Raw genomic sequence first — 17,469 nt, 5'->3', positions numbered from 1 at the left:
CCGGTTCAGCGCACCGAGCCGGTCACCTCCGGCGGCGGTAACAGCGGCGGCATCGCGCCCTGTTGCCAGACCAGCGGCGGGCTTCCGACGCTCGCCGGATAGGCGGGCGCGACCGCCATCGGCACGCCAAAGCTGGGATTGGGTCCGGGGTAGGGGCCGGGGACCGGCGCCGGTACTGCCTCCAGTGTCGGCGGCGCCACCGGCAGCGGCTTCGGCCGGCAATAGGGCTCGCCGCTGCGGCGCAGCGCCAGATCGAGATGCAGGTGATCCTCGTGCATCCCGTCCGAGCCCGGGCCGAGCACGGTATGGAACGGCCCGCAGGCGCCATCGTGCACCCGGCGCAGGAACGTCCGGTCCGCGGCCTCGCCGCGCCACCCGCCAGCGACCGTCACGCTGCGCCCGTCGGCGAGGGTGAAGGCGGCGATGTCGAGCGCGTTGGCGAAGGCGTGTTCCGAGAGCTTGGCGCCGCGCTTGTGGTTGCGGGTGCGGCAGCCGTAGGACGCGGCGTTCTTCACCGAGACCACCGGCATGCCATAGGCCGCCAGCGCCGCCGGCTGCACCACGGTGCCGATCCAGCGCTGCAGGGCGGCCGTCATCGGGCAGCCGAGCGTCGCGCCCGGCGCGACCGCCACGCTGCCGGCAAAGCCGCCGTCCGCCGTCGCCGACACCTTCAGCGGCCGCTCGATGCCGCACACCCCCGGGCCGTCGATCTCGCGGATCAGGCTCGCCTGCGGCCCGGGCACCACCTCGCTGCGGGCAAAGCATGCGGCCTCGGCCTGCCCGCGCCAGGCTTCGCGCTCCTCGCCGTCGAAGAACAGCCCGCAGGCGCCGAGCGGCAGCGCCAGCCCGAGCAGCGTGGCGAGGCGAAGGGTAGGGGGAGCGATCCTGCGCATCGGCAGAGCCTACGGCGCGCGGATTAAGCCTTCGTCAACGATCTAAGCCATTGCGATTGAACAGAATAGGCCTGGCGCTGCCGCTGCGGGGACGAATGGCGCGCCCGCGCGCTGAAGGCAAGGCGGCTCAGCTCCCGCGGACTTGATCGTCCGCGCCGCGACCCCGCTGGCGCCGGGACCGGCCGATCGATCATTGCATCCTGAGATTGTATGGCTTTATTTGTCGGGGCGAGGGTCGCATCGGGCTGCCCCGCGGCGATTTCGGCGGGGACAATCGCCCATGCGGTTGCAATCCCGCCGTGCGGCAGCTGAAATAGTCATGCGATCACTTTGTGATCTGAAGGGTGGAAAGTTTCAGCAGGGCCTGCACCGTGAAGCGGCACATAATCTGGGTGATATCGATTGCGCATAAAATGAATATTCGAATATTTCGCATATTCATCAGAAGCTTCATTTTCGGGGTTTGATAACGAATACAACTTGAGTATGCGTGAAGGAGCATTTTTCTCCGCTTGAAGACAGGCTTGATTTGATCCGCCTGAAAATCGTCCTTCCGGGCTGTGCTGGCCGGGCGCCGTGGCAGGCGGTGGTGGAACCTGCGCAAAAAAGAGGGACGTCGGTTCGAAACAAACGAATGCCGCTGATGTCTTAGCGTGGACGGCAATCGGAGAGCGGGATCATGAGGCAGCCCAACGATATCTGCTCGGCCCTCAAGGCCTACCGCGTGCAGCGGCGGATCAAGCAGGACAAGATGGCCGAGATGCTCGGCGTGACGCAGTCGCAGATCTCGCGGTGGGAACGGGGGCTCGATACGCCGCGGCCGGGCAACGTGGAGCGGATCAAGCAGGTGCTGTGGGGCGGCTATCCCGCGCCCGACCAGTCGCTGCTGCATTTCGTGAAGAAGTCCACCGCGCCGCTGCTGCTGCTCGACGAGCAGGCCGACATCGTGGCGATCTCGCAGGGGCTCGGCGCGCCGGGCGGCGATTTCGAGCGCTTCGGCTGGGTGCTGCGATCCGACCCGAACTCGCGGTTCGGCCAGATCGCCGACCGCCTGCGCGCGGTGCTCGCCAATCCGCACGGCGTCATCGCCGCCGACATCCGCGTCCCCTTCGAGGACGGCGACAACCGCCACGTCCTGCATCTCTACGGCACGATCTACGCCGGCGGCAGCGGCGTCATGTGCATCACCGAGGTCGCGATCCGGGGAACGCAGGACAAGGAGCACATCGCCGAGCCGGTGATCCGGACGATCCCGGCCTGATCGGCCCCGGACCGCCCCGCACTCGGATTGGCTCTCGCCATCCCGCGACGATTGCCCGTCAGATCGAGCTGATCGTCTTCAGGCGCACGCGCGGGTGCACCTCCGCCTGGCTCATCACGGTGGTGTGGGCGCGGAAGCGCTCGACGATCGAGCGGACGTAGGGCCGGGCCATCGGGCTCGTCATCAGCACCGGGATCTCGCCCTTCTTCGCCGCGTCCTCGAAGGCGTCGCGCACCTTCACCACGAAATCCTGCAGCTTCGACGGCGCCATCGCGAGGCGCTTTTCGTCGCCGTCGCCGACGAGCGATTCGAGGAACGCCTGCTCCCAGGCGGGCGACAGCGTGATCAGCGGCAGGTAGCCGGCCGGCGACGAATGCTGCGCACAGATCTGGCGCGCGAGCCGGGCGCGGACGTGCTCGGCGATGTTCTGGGTCGAGCGGGTGAAGCCGACCGCCTCGGCGATGCCCTCGAGGATGGTCGAGAGATCGCGGATCGAGATGCGCTCGTTGAGGAGCTGCTGCAGCACACGCTGGATGCCCGACACCGAGATCTGGCCCGGGACGATGTCGTCGACCAGCTTCGCCTGTTCGCTCGGCAGGTCGCCGAGCAGCTTCTTGACGTCGGCGTAGGAGAGCAGCTCGGCGATGTTCGCCTTCAGCACCTCGCTGAGATGCGTCGAGAGCACGGTCGCCGGGTCGACCACGGTATAGCCGCGCAGCGCCGCTTCCTCGCGCAGCCGGCCCTCGACCCAGGTCGCCGGCAGGCCGAAGGTCGGCTCGGTGGTCTGCGTGCCGGGCAGGCCGACCTTGCCGCCGTTCGGGTCCATCACCATGAACTGGCCCGGGAAGATGCTGCCCGACCCTGCGTCCACCTCCTTGATCTTGATGACGTAGTCGTTGCCCGAGAGCTGCACGTTGTCGAGCAGGCGCACCGGCGGCATCACGAAGCCGATCTCGCCGGCGATCTGGCGCCGCAGCGCCTTGATCTGGTCGGAGAGCTTGTCGGTGCCGTCCGGGCCGCTGATCAGCGGCAACAGGGCGTAGCCGAGCTCGACGCGCAGGTCGTCCATCTTCAGCGCGCTGCTGATCGGCTCCTCGCTCGGCGGCGGCGGCGGCGCGTCGGCCTTGATCTGCTCGGCGACCGCGGCCGCCGTCCGGCCGTCGTTGCGCTGCCGTGCCCGGTAGGCGAGGAACCCCGCCAGCGCCGAGAGGCCGAGGAACGGGATCACCGGCATGCCCGGCAGCAGCGCCATCGCCGCCATCAGGAACGACGACAGGCCGAGCGCGGTCGGATAGCCCGACAGCTGCTCGAACAGCGCCTTGTCGGTGGAGCCGGACACGCCGGCCTTGGAGACGAGCAGGCCGGCGGCGGTGGAGACGATCAGCGCCGGGATCTGCGAGACGAGACCGTCGCCGACAGTGAGCAGCGTGTAGCTGCGGCTTGCCTCGGAAAAGGTCAGCTCCATCTGGACGACGCCGATGATGATGCCGCCGATGACGTTGATGAAGGTGATCAGCAGGCCGGCGATCGCGTCGCCGCGCACGAACTTCGAGGCGCCGTCCATGGCGCCGAAGAACGAGCTCTCGTCCTCGAGTTCCTTGCGCCGCTTGCGGGCCGAGGCCTCGTCGATCATGCCGGCGGAAAGGTCGGCGTCGATCGCCATCTGCTTGCCGGGCATCGCGTCGAGGGTGAACCGCGCCGCGACTTCCGCGATGCGGCCCGAACCCTTGGTGATGACGATGAAGTTCACCAGCACCAGGATCGCGAACACGATCAGGCCGATGACGAAGTTGCCGCCCATCACGAAGCTGCCGAACGCCTCGATGACGTGGCCGGCGGCGGCGGTGCCCTCGTGGCCGCCCGCGAGGATCAGGCGCGTCGAGGCGAGGTTGAGCGCCAGCCGCAGCATGGTGGCGATCAGCAGCACGGTCGGGAACGAGGAAAACTCCAGCGGCTTCTGGATGAACAGCGCCGTCATCATGATCATGATCGAGAAGATGATCGAGATGGCGAGGCAGAGGTCGAGCAGGATCGGCGGCAGCGGCACGATGAGGATCATCAGGATCGTCATCACGCCGAGCGCCAGCGCGATGTCGCCGCGCAGGAGGGCGGTCTTGAGGTCCGCGAAGGACGGCCCGGATCGCCCGGCAGTCGGGGCAGCCGTCTCGACGCTGGTCAGCTCTGACATCGATTTTTCCAGAAGGCAGGGACACGGGCACTGGCGACGAGCGCCGACCCGGCAATTTTTGCCGCCCTTATGGTTACCGAAGGGTTAACAGTCGGTGTGACGGGCAAAACCCTTCGGCGCGCTTAAGTGCCGGTTAAGGCGCCATGTGGGATTTAAGGTTGCAGACTCCGCCTTTTTCCGCCGTATCCGATGTGGTGGGCCGGGCGATGGAACTGCGGGGGCGGGGCGGGGTTGGCCTCCACTCCGGGACACGGCGGGAACGCGAGCGAGCGCATGCCGAGGCGAATCGAGGACTGCACCGAGGAGTTGACCAACGTCACGCACTTCACCGACGTGCGGGATCTCTTCGCGCTGTGGACTGCGCACGCCGCCGCCGGCCTGCCCGATCTGTCCGTCTTCGATGCGTTTCTCGCCGGCCCGGGCGCGGTGCACGTGCTGCTGCTCACCGGCGGCGACGAGGATCTGATCTACCGCCGGGTCGGCCGCAACGTGGAGCGCATGTTCGGCCACAACCCGCTCGGCCGGCGTCTCGACCAGCTGAACAACGGCGGCGTCGAGCTCTACCGCGCCCGCTACCATGCCGCCATTCGCGGCGGCCATCCGCTGTTCTGCGTCGAGCACAGCCTGGAACGGGCGCTGATCGGCTCCAGCGAGCGCCTGCTCCTGCCGGTGGCGACGTCCGACGGCGGCGGCATCCTCGTCTACGTCCGCCTGCGCGAGGACGGCAACGCGATCCTGCGCGCGATCTTCGACGCCAGCGCCGACGGCATCTTCGTGCTGCGCCCGGTGCCGGCGCCTGGCGAGGCCGTTGCCGATTTCCGCATCATCGCCGCCAACCGCGAGGTCGCCAGCCGCGTCGGCGCCGAGCCGAGCGGGCTGGTCGGCCGGTTGTTTTGCGACATCTATCCCGTCGCGCGCGAGACGGGGCTGTTCGACTTCTACCGCGACACGCTGGCCCTCGGTGCGCCCGCCGTGCGCACGTTCTCCTATGAATTCCGCGGCGGCCTCGTCGAGCGTGAGATCCGCGTCGTGCCGCTCGACGACGGTCTCGTGGTGACGACGGTGGACATTGGCCCGCTGCGGCAGGCCAACCGCGACCTCGAACGCCGCGCCGTCGTGCTCGCCGCGACCAACGACGCCTACCTGCAGCAGGCCGTCGAACTCGGCGAGGAAGTCCGCCGCAATCAGCTGCTGCAGCGCGAGTTGGAACGCCTCGCTCACCTCGACGGGCTGACCGGCGTCGCCAACCGCAGTCACTTCGAGGTCTGCTTCGAGGAGACGCTGGAGGCGGCCGCGACGACGGGCACCGAGGTGGCGATCGCCATCCTCGACCTCGATCACTTCAAGAGCATCAACGACAGCCTCGGCCACGGCGCCGGCGACATGCTGCTGCGCGAGATCGCCGGCCGCATCTCGGCGGCGCTGGGCCCCGGCGATCTCGTCGGTCGGCTCGGTGGCGACGAGTTCGCCATCGCCGTCGTCGACCGCGGCGGCGCCGAGCCGGCGTCCGCCGCGATGGCCGCGATCATCGAATCGCTCGGCCGTCCCTACGTCGCCGAGCACCGCGACCTCTCGACCTCGGTCAGCGCCGGCGTCGCCGTCTTTCCGGAGCACGGCCGCATCGCCGCCGACCTGCTCTCCAACGCCGACATCGCCGTCTACCAGGCCAAGCGCGCCGGCCGCGGCCGCATCGTGCGCTTCGAGCCGGCGATGCGCGCCGCGGTCGAAACCCGCTTCCGCCTGCTCGCCCGCTTCCGGCAGGCGCTCGAGGCCGGCGAGATCGTGCCGTTTTACCAACCGGTGATGCGCGCCCAGACCGGCCGCCTCGACGGCTTCGAGGTGCTGGCGCGCTGGCGGCATCCAGAAGACGGCGTGCTGACGCCGGCGCGCTTCCTCGACGTCTTCGACGAGCCGGACCTGTCGGTGGCGCTCGGCGAGGCGATGGTCGACCAGCTCATCGCCGACCTCCGCCGCTGGGGTGACGCGGTCAAGGGCATGAACTTCGGCGTCAACGTCACCGGCTACGACCTGCGCCAGCCGTCGTTCGCCGCCCGCCTCGTCGACTGCTTCGCCCGCGGCGGCATCTCGCCCCGCTCGATCGTGATCGAGGTCACGGAAGGCGTCATCCTCTCGCGCGACGGCGAGCGCGTGCTGCAGGCGATCGCCGACCTTCGCACCGCCGGCTTCCGCATCGCGCTCGACGACTTCGGCACCGGCTACGCCAGCCTGTCGCACCTGCGCAGCCTGCCGGCCGACATCATCAAGATCGACGCCTCCTTCGTGCGCCGGGCCGACACCGACGAGAAGTCGGCGGCGATCATCCACGCCATCGTCGCGCTCGCCGGCGCCTTCGGCCTGAAAACCGTCGCCGAGGGCGTCGAGACCGAAGCCGAGTACGAGGTCGCGCGCCGGGCGGGCTGCAACGCGGTGCAGGGCTTCCTGTTCTCCCCGGCGCTGCCGGCCTGCGACGTGCCGGCGATCCTGCCGCTGGCGCTGGACGGGCAGGGCGCCACGCGCCGCGCCGTGCCGCCGTCCCCCTGTGACACCACCGGCACTGGCTGAGCCGGCCAGGCGCCCGCGCCGTCAGGCCGCCGCGATGCGCGATTCGCCCGGCTGCGGTACCTCGAGGCCCCCGGCCGTGTATTCGTTGAGCTTGTTGCGCAGCGTCCGGATCGAGATGCCGAGGATGCGCGCGGCATGGGTGCGGTTGCCGAGGCAATGGTCGAGCGTGTCGAGGATCAGGTCGCGCTCGACGTCGGCGACGGTGCGGCCGACGAGGGCGCGCGTCACCGCCTCGGCCGTCATCGCCGCGGCGCTCGCCGCGTCCCGGGTCCGGCTCTCGACGGTGGCGTCGAGCCGGCCGCCGTCCGGCGAACGGATCGCCTCGACGCCGATCTCCGGCCCGGTCGCGAGCAGCACCGCGCGGTGCATGGTGTTTTCGAGTTCGCGCACGTTGCCCGGCCAGCGTGAGGCGATCAGCTCGCGCTTGGCCTCCTCGGCGATGCCGCGCGGCTCGATGCCGTTGATCACGGCGTACTTCCGGGCGAAGTGCTCGGCGAGGGCGACCACGTCGGCCGGGCGCTCGCGCAGCGGCGGGATCTTCAGGTTGACGACGTTGAGCCGGTAGAGCAGGTCCTCGCGGAACGTCCCCGCCCGCACCGCCTCGCCGAGGTTGCGGTTCGAGGTGGCGATGATGCGGATGTCGACCGGCACCGGCTTGCCGCCGCCGATCCGGTCGATCACCCGCTCCTGGATCGCGCGCAGCAGCTTCGCCTGCAGCCGGACGTCCATCTCCGAGATCTCGTCCAGCAGCAGCGTACCGCCGGTCGCCTCCTCGAACTTGCCGATGCGGCGGGCGACCGCGCCGGTGAACGCGCCCTTCTCGTGGCCGAACAGCTCGGATTCCAAGAGGTGCTCGGGGATCGCGGCGCAGTTGACCGAGACGAAGGCCTTGCCGGCGCGGCCGGACTTGCCGTGCACGTGGCGGGCGAGCACCTCCTTGCCGGTGCCGCTCTCGCCGGTGACGAGGATCGAGGCCTCGGAGGCCGCGACTTGGTCGGCGAGCTTCACCACGAAGGCCATGGCGTCGTCGCGCACGATGAAGTCGCGCGTCTCGTCGGCGACGGCGGCGAGGATCGCGGCGATCAGCTCGGCGTCGGGCGGCAGCGGAATGTATTCCTTCGCCCCGGCCCGGATCGCCGCGACGGCGGCGCGGGCGTCGGTGGCGGTGCCGCAGGCGACGACCGGGACATGGATCCGTTCGGCTTCCAGCGCGCTGATCAGCGCAGCGATCGGCAGGGCGACGTCGATCATGATCAGGTCGGCGCCGCGCCCGCCGCGCAGCGTCTTCAGCGCCGTGTCGATGCTGTCGGCGTGGACGACGGCGGCGCCCTTGTCGATGGCGATGCGGGTGGCGGCGGTGAGTTGTCCGTCCAGCCGGCCGACGATGAGAAGTCGCATGGGTTCGTTCCTCTGCTCCTGAGCCGCGCGCGCCCCGGGGGCGCGCCGGCCGCCGTCAGCGCTCGGCCTTGATGATCTCGGTCATGGTGACGCCGAGCCGGTCCTCGACGAGCACCACCTCGCCGCGGGCGACGAGCCGGTTGTTGACGAAGATGTCGATCGCCTCGCCGACCTTGCGGTCGAGTTCGACCACCGTGCCGGTGGAGAGCTTCAGGATCTCCGACACCGGCAGTCGCGCCCGGCCGAGAATGGCCGAGACGCGCACCGGCACGTCGAACACCGCTTCGAGCTCGGCGGCACTGTGGGTCAGGTTCGGATCGACGTCGGGCTTCTCGCCGCGCTTGGCGGTCTGATGCTCGTCGAAGCGGATGCCGCTGTCTTCGCCGGCGCTCATGCTTCGGCCCTTCTCTTGTCGCTATGCCCGCCGGACGCCGCGCCGGCCCGCGTTCCGCTGTCGTCCGCCGCGCCGGTCTCCGCCGCGGCCGGGAAGGCGCTGGCGAGATGCCGCGCCACCGCGGCCGACACCGCCGCCTCGGTGGCGGCGCGATCGAGCACGATGCCGCCGTCGGCCCATTCGATGCGGCAGTCGCCGCGCGCGATACCGTCCTCGCCGAGGATCATCAGCCGGCCCTCGAAGCCGCGCTCGGCCGCGATGCGCCGCAGCGCTTCGCCGATCGGCCCGGCGTCCGCCTCGGCGAGCCGCACCACGAGGTGCGGCGTGCGCCGGAGCGGCGCCAGCGCCTCCTCGATCACCGAGAGCACCGCCTCGGCCGGATGCAGGTCGACGAGGGCGCCGGCGAGCCGCCGGCCGATCGCTTCGGCAAGCTGCACCGCCTCGCGCTCGATCCGGCAGCGCTCGCTGTCGAGCACGCCGAGGATCGACTGCGCCGCCGCGGCGAGCCGCGCCGCCTCGTCGGCGAGCCGGCCGGCGGACTTCGCCTCGCTCGCCTCGCGTCCGGCCTTCTCGCCGCGCTCGAAGCCGCGTCGCTCGGCGTCCACGAGCAGCGCCTCGTGCACCGAGAGCTCGATCGTCGGCACCGGCGGCGCGAGCGGCGCCGGCGCGGGCGGCGGGGCCGCGAAGTCGAGTTCGAACAGGAACGGAGCCGGCGCGGCCATACGGGTGGTCCTGACTTCTTCTCGTGGCCCGGGGGCCGGCTACGGGGGGCGGGCGGTGGTCAGTAGACCAGCTCGTCCTCGCCCTTGTTCTTGGTGATCATGATCTCGCCGCGCGCGGCGAGGTCCTTGGCGGTGTTGATGAGCGACGACTGCGCCTCGTCGACGTCGCGCAGGCGCACCGGGCCGAGCCCGTCCATCTCTTCCTTCAGATTGGCGGCGGCGCGGCTCGACATGTTCTGGAAGAAGAAGTCGCGCACCGTGTCGTTGGCGCCCTTGAGGGCGAGGCCGAGCTTGTCCTTCTCGATCGAGCGCAGCAGCGTCTGGATCGCGGCGGCGTCGAGCTTGCCGAGATCGTCGAAGGTGAACATCAGCGTCTTGATCTTGTCGGCCGCCTCGCGGTTCTCGTCCTCGAGCGCCGTCAGGAACCGCGCCTCGGTGGTGCGGTCGAACTTGTTGAAGATCTCCGCCATCAGTTCGTGGCTGTCGCGCCGCGAGGTGTGCGAAAGATTCGACATGAACTCGACGCGCAGCGTCTGCTCGACTTTGTCGAGGATGTCCTTCTGCACCGCTTCCATCCGCAGCATGCGGTTGACGACCTCGAGCGCGAAGTCCTCCGGCAGGATCGCCAGCACCCGCGCCGCATGGTCGGAGCGGATCTTCGAGAGCACCACGGCGACGGTCTGCGGGTATTCGTTCTTGAGGTAGTTGGCGAGCACGTTCTCCTGCACGTTGGAGAGCTTCTCCCACATGTTGCGCCCGGCCGGCCCGCGGATCTCCTCCATGATCAGCGAGACCTTGTCGGGCGGCAGCACCGACATCAGCAGCCGCTCGGTCGTGTCGAGGTTGCCGGTCAGCGCGCCGGACGAACTCACCTTGGTGACGAACTCGACCAGGAGGTCGTCCAGCATCTGCGGCGTGATCGGCCCGAGCCGCGACATCGCCGACGACACCTGCTTGATCTCGACCTCGTCGAGCTGGCCCCAGATCGGCGCGCCGAACTTTTCGCCGAGCGCGAGCATCAGCGCCGCCGCCTTCTCGGTGCCGGTCAGCGTGCGCTGTGTGCCGGACGACGAGACGGTGAGCGACGGCCCGCCGTTGCCGCCGCCGAAGGTCAGGGCCCGGTTGTCTGCTGCACTCGCCATGGTCAGGCCGCCTCCGAGAGCCAGGTACGGACGATGATCGACGCCTCACCGGGGTTTTCGACGACGAGTTCACCGACCTTGCGGACCTGCACCATCTGCGCCTCGCCCTGCGCCTGCGCTTCCTCGATGCGCGAGGGCACCGGCGGGCCTTCGATCTGCACCATCACCGGATTGCCGTCCGGCCCGATCTGGGCGACGGCGATCGGGTTGCCGCTCTCGTCGACCTGCACGGTGGCGCCGGAGATCGTGCGGTGCTCGGTGATCACTTCCGGCGACAGGATGCGCTTGATCAGCGGCCGGACGGCGAACAGCAGCACCAGCAGCGTCAGCACCGCCATCACGCCGAGTTCGGCGAAACGCATAATGTCGGCGCGGTCGAACTCGAACAGGCCGGGCTCGCCGCCGTCCGAGCCGAGCAGCTGCGGGCCTTCGGCAAAGCGCAGGTTGACGATCTCGATCTGGTCGCCGCGCGACTGGTCATAGCCCATCGCCGTGCGCACCAGCGCGGCGATGCGGTCGAGTTCGGCCTGGTCGCGCGGCGAATAGGTCGGCACGCCCTGCGCGTCGGGCAGGTAGTAACCGTCGATCAGCACCGCGACCGACAGCCGCTTGACGCCGCCCGCCTCGACCACCTCGGTGCGCGTCGTCTTGGAGATCTCGTAGTTGACGGTCTCCTCGCTGGTCGTGGCGGCCTCGCGCGGTCCGCCCGCGGCGTCCTCGCCACCGGCGCCGCCGTTCGGCACCTGGTTGCCGACGGTCATCTCGCCCTGGGGCTCGGACGAGCTCGACTGTTCCTCGCGCGTCTGCGTCGAGCGCACGACCTGGCCTTCGGGGTCGAACAGGTCGCGCGTTTCGGTGACGCGGTTGAAGTCGAGCGTCGCGCTGACCCGCGCCCGCGCCCGGCCCGGCCCGACGATGCTGGAGACGATCTCCTCGATCTTCGCTTCCAGCCGGTCCTGGTACTGCTCGGTGCGCTCCTGCATCGACGAGGCGAACATCGATTCGGCGTTGGCATCGCCCCCCGCCGCCAGCAGCCGTCCGGCCTCGTCGACGATCGAGATCCGCGACGGGTCGAGGCCCTCGACCGCCGAGGCGACGAGATGCTGGATCGCACGGATCTGCGAGGGCTCCAGCGTGCCGCGGGTGCGCAGCACGATCGATGCGGTCGGCACTTCCGCCTCGCGCCGGAACAGCTGCCGCGTCGGCAGCACGAGATGCACCCGCGCCGCCTCGACGCGGCCGATCGCGCGGATCGTGCGGGCGAGCTCGCCTTCAAGGGCGCGCAGGTGGTTGACGTTCTGGACGAAGCTCGTGGTGCCGAGGGCGTCGGTCTTGTCGAAGATCTCGTAGCCGACGGAACCGCCGAGCGGCAGGCCTTCCTCGGCGAGCGACATGCGCAGCCGCAGCACCCGGTCGGCCGGGACGAGGATGGTGGCGCCCTCGTTGCGCATCTCATAGGGCACCTGCTGCGCCTCGAGCGCGCTGACGATCGAGCTGGAGTCCTCGAAGGAGAGCTGGTTGTAGAGCGGCGCCATCTGCACTTCGTTGAAGCGCATGATCATGAACGCGAAGAACGCGACCAGCCCGAGGGCCACGGCGCCCATGGCACCGAGCCGTGCCGCTCCCAGCGACTTCAGGACTGCCATGAGGCCGTTCACGCGCAACTCGCTCCGCACACGCCGATCATTGGGGCCGGTTTCCGGCCGGGTATGGCGACGGCCGCCCCGTACCCGGCAGGAATTTCCGCACGAGTTTGGTAAACAAGTTCTTAACGATGCCGAGGTCGCCGCACGGAACCGCCGAAAGCCGCGGAATTTTCGTTGGCAAAGCGTGAAGGCGACCCGGCAAATTTTGCCGGGTGGCGTCGCCGGGGCGTGGCGGCGTTGCGATCTGCGAGGGCGGCGGAGATTCGCGCGCACGTCCGGGCCCCGGACGGCGGACGAAAAAAGGGCCCGGATTCGCATCCGGGCCCTTCGTCGTTCGAAGTCTTGTCGGGGCCCCCGATCGGGGACCCTGCCGTCGAACCGCGATGCGGTCGTCAGGGGCGATACTGCTGTACCCGGGTAGCCCTGAGCCCGGCGAGGCCGTGCTGGTCGATCGACTGCTGCCAGGAAAGAAACTCTTCCACCGTCAGCGTATAGCGATTGCAGGCTTCCTCCAGCGAGAGCAGACCGCCGCGAACGGCCGCCACCACTTCCGCCTTGCGCCGGATCACCCACCGCTTGGTGTTCTCCGGCGGAAGATCGGCGATCGTCAGCGGGCTTCCGTCCGGCCCGATCACATACTTCACACGCGGACGCATTTGCTCGGTCATCGTACTCTCACACTGAACCCGACCTGTCCAGTTACCGAGATTACGCGCCGCGCTTTAAAATTCGGCTAATCCGACCTCAACAATTCGGTAAGAATTGGAAGGGGTTGGCGGGTGCCTCCTGAAGCTTTTGGTTAACTTCCGGATTCGCTCACCGCCAGGATCTTGCTGAGCGGGATCACCGTGGCCCCGATTGATAGCATGGGTTCGGCCTTGGAGGTGTCGATCGCCGACACCCGGCCCGTCACCCGGGTCGACACGGCGACCGCCTTGCCGTCGGCGTCCTTGGCCTGGAAACTGACCGAATAGCTGCCGTCGGGCGCCGTGGTGCCGGCATTGGTGACGCCGTCCCAGGCGAGCAGATTGTCGCCCGATTGCGCCGACATCGTGCTGGTGCTGACCACCGCGCCGGCGCTGTTGCGGATCGTCACGTCCACCGTCTCGGCGTTCTTGGCGAGGTTGAACGTCCACTTCGCGCTGCCGTTGCTGAGCAGGGTCGTGTCCGAGTTCGCCGTCACGGTCTTGCCGATGTAGTTGACGAGCCCCAGCGCGGCGTTGGTCGCCAGCGTCGACATGATCGTCTCGAGATTGCTGTTCGTCTTGATCTGCTGCTCGACGCCGGAAAATTGCACCAGCTGCTCGGTGAACTTGTCGGCGTCGGTCGGGTCGAGCGGGTTCTGGGTGCGGATCTGCGTCGTCAGCAGCTTCAGGAAGGTATCGAAGTTGTTGTTGAGCGAGATCGCCGAGGTCGCGGAGGCGGCCGACGTCGAGGTGCTGCTCGACGAGGCCGAGGAGGACGACGAAGTCGAGGTCGATTGGGCCGCAGCGAGCGTCGAGATGTCCATGGTCGGTCTCCGCGGCGCCGGGCGCCGTCCTCAATTCCTGGTCACGCGGCCGGCGGGCGCCGGCCGTCAGATCCTGATGTCGACGCGGGTCGCCGACCGATGTCCGTAGAAGCCGGCGGCCTGGACCACGGCGGCGGGCGCCGTCTCGTCCTCGGTCGTCACCGGCGTGCGCGCCGCGGGCCGGGCGTCGCGCCACGACCGGCCGTCGCCGCCCTGGTCGCCGCGCATCGAGAAGCTGAGGCCGCCGTCGCCGGTCGAGAGCCCCGCCTCGCGCAGCGCCCGCTCCAGCATGCGCTGGTCGCGCAGCATCAGGTCGAGCGTCTCGCGCCGCTCGACGGCGATATGGGCCCGGGTGGTGCCGTCGCTGTCGATCTCGAGCTCGACGTCGACGCGGCCGAGCTCGGCCGGATCGAGGCGGATCTCGAAGCGCGTCTCGCCGCTGCCGGCGCGGGCGGCGATCTGCCGGCCGAGTGCCGCCGCAGCCGCGGCATGGGCGGCGGCCGAGGCGCCGTGCGGCAGGCCCGTGGCAAGGCCGGCCGTCTGCGTCGCGGCCGAGCCGGTATTGCCGCCGAGCGCGGCGAGGAAGGCGTCGCCACCGTCACCGTCGCCCGCGTCACCGGCGTCGTCCGTCGCGAGATCGTCGGCGACCAGCGCCGTCATCCGGTCGGCGAAGGCCGCGGCGGCCGCGCTGACGCCGGCGGCTCGCTGGCCGGTCGTGGCCGTCGGGCCGGCGGCCGCCGCGGCGATGGCCGCAGCAATCGCGGACGGCTGGCCGCTGCCGGGCTGGCCGGTCGCCGGCTGGCTGGTCGCCGGCTGCAGGGCGGTCTCCGGCGCGGCCCCGGCGTCGTCCGGCGGCGGCGCGGCCTGTCCGCTCGCTGGCGGCACCAGTCGTGCGGCGGCGGCCAACGCTGCCGCGAGTTGCGGCTGGATCGGCGTCGCGGCCGCCTGCGCGGCGACCGCGGGGGACGCCTCGGGCCGGGCCACGGGCGCCGGCGGTGCGGCGGCGTCCGTGTCCGCGGCCGTCCGTCCGCGGATCGTCGTCACGCCGGCGAGGTCGATCGGGGCATCGGCGGCCGCCGCGGCGGCGGTCTCCGGCAGTCCGGCCTTGGCCGGGCCGGCCGGCGCCACGCCCGCTGCATCGACGACCGGCCGCTGCACCAGCTCGCCGCCGCTCTTCGCATCGAAGAAGGGACGCTCCAGCACCTGCTTCGCGTCGTCACCCGGCATGATGACCGGCCGCTCGGCGATGATCCCGCTGCCGTCGAAGAACGGCCGCTCCAGCACGGTGTCGTCGGCGGGCTTCGTCTTGCCGTCGAAGAACGGTCGCTCCAACAATGCGTTGTCGGCGGGCTTGGTGTTGCCGTCGAAGAACGGGCGCTCCAGCAGGGTGTCATCCGCGGGCTTCGCCTTGCCGTCGAAGAACGGGCGTTCCAGCACGGTGTCGTCGGCGGGCTTGGACTTGCCGTCGAAGAACGGGCGCTCCAGCACGGTGTCGTCGGCGGGTTTGATCGTGCCGTCGAAGAACGGGCGCTCCAGCACGGACTCGTCGGCGGGCTTGGTCTTGCCGTCGAAGAACGGGCGCTCCAGCACGGCCTCGTCGGCCGGTTTGGTCTTGCCGTCGAAGAACGGGCGCTCCAGCACGGTGTCGTCGGCGGGCTTCGCCTTGCCGTCGAAGAACGGCCGCTCCAACCCGAAACCGTCCTCGCCGGGGGGCAGCACCGGGCGCTCCACGAGCCCGTCGTCGGCGGACGGCCGGTTGATCCCGGCGATGCGGGCGGCATAGCCGGCGGCGGCCGAGGCGGGCGCATCGGCGTCCACCGCGGCGGTCGGAACTTCGGCAGCCGTCTCGGCGCCCTCGGGCAGCGCCGCGAGGGGCGCCCGCGCCGCGCCGGGCTCCGCCGCGGGGCTGGCGGCCGAGGCGGCGGGGGGCGTCTCGGGCGCGGTGCCGGCAATCAGCGCGGCGAACAGCCCCTGGTCGCCGGAGGACGGCGCGGCCCCGGCGAGCGGGGCGGCGGCCGGGAGAACGGCGGGTCTGGCGACGGCAATGGTCATGGCGGTTCCGGCTGCTCGGTTGCTCTCCCTTCAGCAAGCCGCGCGCCAAGCCGCGGCGTCCGTCGCCGGCCCGGCAAGCAAAAGCCGAAACCGCGTGCCGCGCGAACGGCTTGCGCCCTTGACAGCGCGGCCGGCGAGCGTCATCCGATCCCGGTCGGGGCACCTTGCGGCGCGCGGCGCGGCGGCGTGCCCGGCAGGACGTACCCCGGCCGCGGAAAATTCTGCCGGGCGCGCCCTGCAGAATGCCGCCCGGCGGGCGCGCGCGGGGGGCGAGTTCGCCTTGACCGGGCGCGGGTCAACGACCATCTTTGCCCGGCGGACACGGGCGCCGACGGGCTGCCGGCCGCAGGTCCGGCGCTGGTCGCGGCGATGTGTGGCGCTTCGATGTCAGGCGCCTAGACAACGGGCGCGGCGACGACGGGCGCTCCGGCGTGGCCGGCGGGAGTATCAGGAAAGCCGATGATGAACAGCCTCGATCTGCCGGGACGTCCGGAGGACACCCGGATCGTCGTCGCCATGTCGGGCGGCGTCGATTCGTCGGTGGTCGCGGGACTGCTCAAGCGGCAGGGTTACGACGTCGTCGGCATGACGCTGCAGCTCTACGACCATGGCGCCGCCGTCCACCGCAAGGGCGCTTGCTGCGCCGGGCAGGACATTCACGATGCGCGCGAGGTCGCCACCGCGCTCGGCATCCCGCACTATGTGCTCGATTACGAGGAGCGCTTCCGCAGCGCCGTCATCGACCGTTTCGCCGAAAGCTACATCCACGGCGAGACGCCGATCCCCTGCGTCTCCTGCAACCAGACCGTCAAGTTCTCCGACCTGCTCGAGACCGCGCGCGACCTCGGCGCCGCGGCGCTCGCCACCGGTCATTACGTCCGCTCGCGCCGCACCGCGACCGGCCGCGCGCTCTATCGCCCGGTCGATCTCGACCGCGACCAGAGCTACTTCCTGTTCGCGACCACGCCGGCCCAGCTCGATTTCCTGCGCTTTCCGCTCGGCGACCTCACCAAGGCCGAGACCAGGGCGATCGCGCGCGACCTCGGCCTCGTCGTCGCCGACAAGCACGACAGCCAGGACATCTGCTTCGTGCCGAGCGGCAAGTACGCCGACGTCATCGAGCGGCTGAAGCCGGACGCGGCCGAGGCCGGCGAGATCGTCCACGTCGACGGCCGCGTGCTCGGTCGTCACGACGGCATCATCCACTACACCGTCGGCCAGCGCCGCGGCCTCGGCATCGCCTTCAGCGAGCCGCTGTTCGTCGTCAAGCTCGACGCGGCGCAGCGCCGCGTCGTCGTCGGCCCGCGCGAGGCCCTCCTCACCGGCCGCCTGACGCTGCGCGACGTCAACTGGCTCGGCGACGGCCGCCTCGCCGACCTGCCCGAGGACGGGCTCGACATCTTCGTCAAGGTGCGCTCCAGCCGCCCGCCCCAGGCCGCGGTGCTCTACGCCGAGGGCGGGTCCGTCTACGTCGACCTCGCCGACGGCGAGCAGGGCGTTGCGCCCGGCCAGGCCTGCGTCTTCTACGAGAGCCTCGACGACGGCGCCCGCGTGCTCGGCGGCGGCTTCATCTCGTCGACCGCCGCGCTCGCCACGGGGCGTGCGGCAGGGGGTCGTCTGGTGCTCTCCCAGCTTTCCGGCTGAAAAAGTCGCCGCGCCGGCCACCGAGGCGGAACCAACCGAGCCGTCCGGACCTTGAGT

General features: G+C 70.3%; 13 protein-coding genes. 3 read left to right on the top strand and 10 right to left on the bottom strand.

Annotated elements, in window-relative coordinates; translation table 11 throughout:
• Positions 1–5: 5 nt before the first annotated feature.
• Positions 6–893, bottom strand: coding sequence for an extensin-like domain-containing protein (locus I5731_RS00605; protein ID WP_197309412.1), 888 nt, complete (start codon positions 891–893; stop codon positions 6–8).
• Between the two features lie 679 nt (positions 894–1,572).
• Here I5731_RS00605 and I5731_RS00600 point away from each other — a divergent pair.
• Positions 1,573–2,154, top strand: coding sequence for a helix-turn-helix domain-containing protein (locus I5731_RS00600; protein ID WP_197309411.1), 582 nt, complete (start codon positions 1,573–1,575; stop codon positions 2,152–2,154).
• 58 nt (positions 2,155–2,212) lie between these two features.
• On the opposite strand, the gene flhA is transcribed toward I5731_RS00600, so the two are convergent.
• Positions 2,213–4,342, bottom strand: a complete 2,130-nt coding sequence (flhA, locus tag I5731_RS00595) for a flagellar biosynthesis protein FlhA (protein WP_197309410.1) — start codon at positions 4,340–4,342, stop codon at positions 2,213–2,215.
• Between the two features lie 273 nt (positions 4,343–4,615).
• Here flhA and I5731_RS00590 point away from each other — a divergent pair, with 273 nt between their 5' ends.
• Entirely contained in the window at positions 4,616–6,904 is a 2,289-nt protein-coding gene (locus I5731_RS00590) for a putative bifunctional diguanylate cyclase/phosphodiesterase (protein ID WP_197309409.1), read from the top strand.
• Between the two features lie 21 nt (positions 6,905–6,925).
• On the opposite strand, the gene flbD is transcribed toward I5731_RS00590, so the two are convergent.
• The 8 genes from flbD to I5731_RS19640 form a co-directional block, all read right to left on the bottom strand.
• Positions 6,926–8,302, bottom strand: coding sequence for a sigma-54-dependent transcriptional regulator FlbD (gene flbD / locus I5731_RS00585; RefSeq protein WP_197309408.1), 1,377 nt, complete (start codon positions 8,300–8,302; stop codon positions 6,926–6,928).
• Positions 8,303–8,357: 55 nt separating this feature from the next.
• Positions 8,358–8,696: a flagellar motor switch protein FliN gene (gene fliN / locus I5731_RS00580; RefSeq protein ID WP_197309407.1), complete on the bottom strand. Its 339-nt coding sequence runs from the start codon at positions 8,694–8,696 to the stop codon at positions 8,358–8,360.
• The gene (locus tag I5731_RS00575; protein ID WP_197309406.1) at positions 8,693–9,418 is read right to left on the bottom strand and encodes a FliH/SctL family protein; all 726 of its coding nucleotides are present in this window, start codon (positions 9,416–9,418) and stop codon (positions 8,693–8,695) included. The genes fliN and I5731_RS00575 overlap by 4 nt, the downstream gene beginning before the upstream one ends.
• A 59-nt stretch (positions 9,419–9,477) precedes the next feature.
• Positions 9,478–10,560 (bottom strand): flagellar motor switch protein FliG, encoded by a 1,083-nt coding sequence (gene fliG, locus I5731_RS00570; protein WP_197309405.1) that lies wholly within the window; start codon positions 10,558–10,560, stop codon positions 9,478–9,480.
• A 2-nt stretch (positions 10,561–10,562) separates the two neighbouring features.
• Positions 10,563–12,206, bottom strand: a complete 1,644-nt coding sequence (gene fliF / locus I5731_RS00565) for a flagellar basal-body MS-ring/collar protein FliF (protein ID WP_210336210.1) — start codon at positions 12,204–12,206, stop codon at positions 10,563–10,565.
• A 392-nt stretch (positions 12,207–12,598) separates the two neighbouring features.
• Complete coding sequence (sciP, locus tag I5731_RS00560; protein ID WP_197309403.1) at positions 12,599–12,874, bottom strand: CtrA inhibitor SciP; 276 nt, start codon at positions 12,872–12,874, stop codon at positions 12,599–12,601.
• Between the two features lie 131 nt (positions 12,875–13,005).
• Positions 13,006–13,716, bottom strand: a complete 711-nt coding sequence (locus tag I5731_RS00555) for a flagellar hook assembly protein FlgD (RefSeq protein WP_197309402.1) — start codon at positions 13,714–13,716, stop codon at positions 13,006–13,008.
• Between the two features lie 66 nt (positions 13,717–13,782).
• A complete protein-coding gene (locus I5731_RS19640) occupies positions 13,783–15,768 on the bottom strand; it encodes a flagellar hook-length control protein FliK (protein WP_235981456.1) in 1,986 nt (661 codons plus the stop codon).
• Positions 15,769–16,230: 462 nt separating this feature from the next.
• Here I5731_RS19640 and mnmA point away from each other — a divergent pair, with 462 nt between their 5' ends.
• Positions 16,231–17,412: a tRNA 2-thiouridine(34) synthase MnmA gene (gene mnmA, locus I5731_RS00545; RefSeq protein ID WP_197309401.1), complete on the top strand. Its 1,182-nt coding sequence runs from the start codon at positions 16,231–16,233 to the stop codon at positions 17,410–17,412.
• Positions 17,413–17,469: the final 57 nt, after the last annotated feature.

The sequence above is a fragment of the Methylobrevis albus genome, from assembly GCF_015904235.1.
GTDB lineage: Bacteria > Pseudomonadota > Alphaproteobacteria > Rhizobiales > Pleomorphomonadaceae > Methylobrevis_A > Methylobrevis_A albus.
Note: the sequence above shows the minus strand (reverse complement) of the source record. Positions and strands in the feature narration are given on the sequence as shown.

Coding starts and splice junctions, on each gene's coding strand:
- I5731_RS00605 (WP_197309412.1), bottom strand. CDS start 893: ATGCGCAGGATCGCTCCCCCTACCCTTCGCCTCGCCACGCTGCTCGGG.
- I5731_RS00600 (WP_197309411.1), top strand. CDS start 1,573: ATGAGGCAGCCCAACGATATCTGCTCGGCCCTCAAGGCCTACCGCGTG.
- flhA (WP_197309410.1), bottom strand. CDS start 4,342: ATGTCAGAGCTGACCAGCGTCGAGACGGCTGCCCCGACTGCCGGGCGA.
- I5731_RS00590 (WP_197309409.1), top strand. CDS start 4,616: ATGCCGAGGCGAATCGAGGACTGCACCGAGGAGTTGACCAACGTCACG.
- flbD (WP_197309408.1), bottom strand. CDS start 8,302: ATGCGACTTCTCATCGTCGGCCGGCTGGACGGACAACTCACCGCCGCC.
- fliN (WP_197309407.1), bottom strand. CDS start 8,696: ATGAGCGCCGGCGAAGACAGCGGCATCCGCTTCGACGAGCATCAGACC.
- I5731_RS00575 (WP_197309406.1), bottom strand. CDS start 9,418: ATGGCCGCGCCGGCTCCGTTCCTGTTCGAACTCGACTTCGCGGCCCCG.
- fliG (WP_197309405.1), bottom strand. CDS start 10,560: ATGGCGAGTGCAGCAGACAACCGGGCCCTGACCTTCGGCGGCGGCAAC.
- fliF (WP_210336210.1), bottom strand. CDS start 12,206: ATGGCAGTCCTGAAGTCGCTGGGAGCGGCACGGCTCGGTGCCATGGGC.
- sciP (WP_197309403.1), bottom strand. CDS start 12,874: ATGACCGAGCAAATGCGTCCGCGTGTGAAGTATGTGATCGGGCCGGAC.
- I5731_RS00555 (WP_197309402.1), bottom strand. CDS start 13,716: ATGGACATCTCGACGCTCGCTGCGGCCCAATCGACCTCGACTTCGTCG.
- I5731_RS19640 (WP_235981456.1), bottom strand. CDS start 15,768: ATGACCATTGCCGTCGCCAGACCCGCCGTTCTCCCGGCCGCCGCCCCG.
- mnmA (WP_197309401.1), top strand. CDS start 16,231: ATGAACAGCCTCGATCTGCCGGGACGTCCGGAGGACACCCGGATCGTC.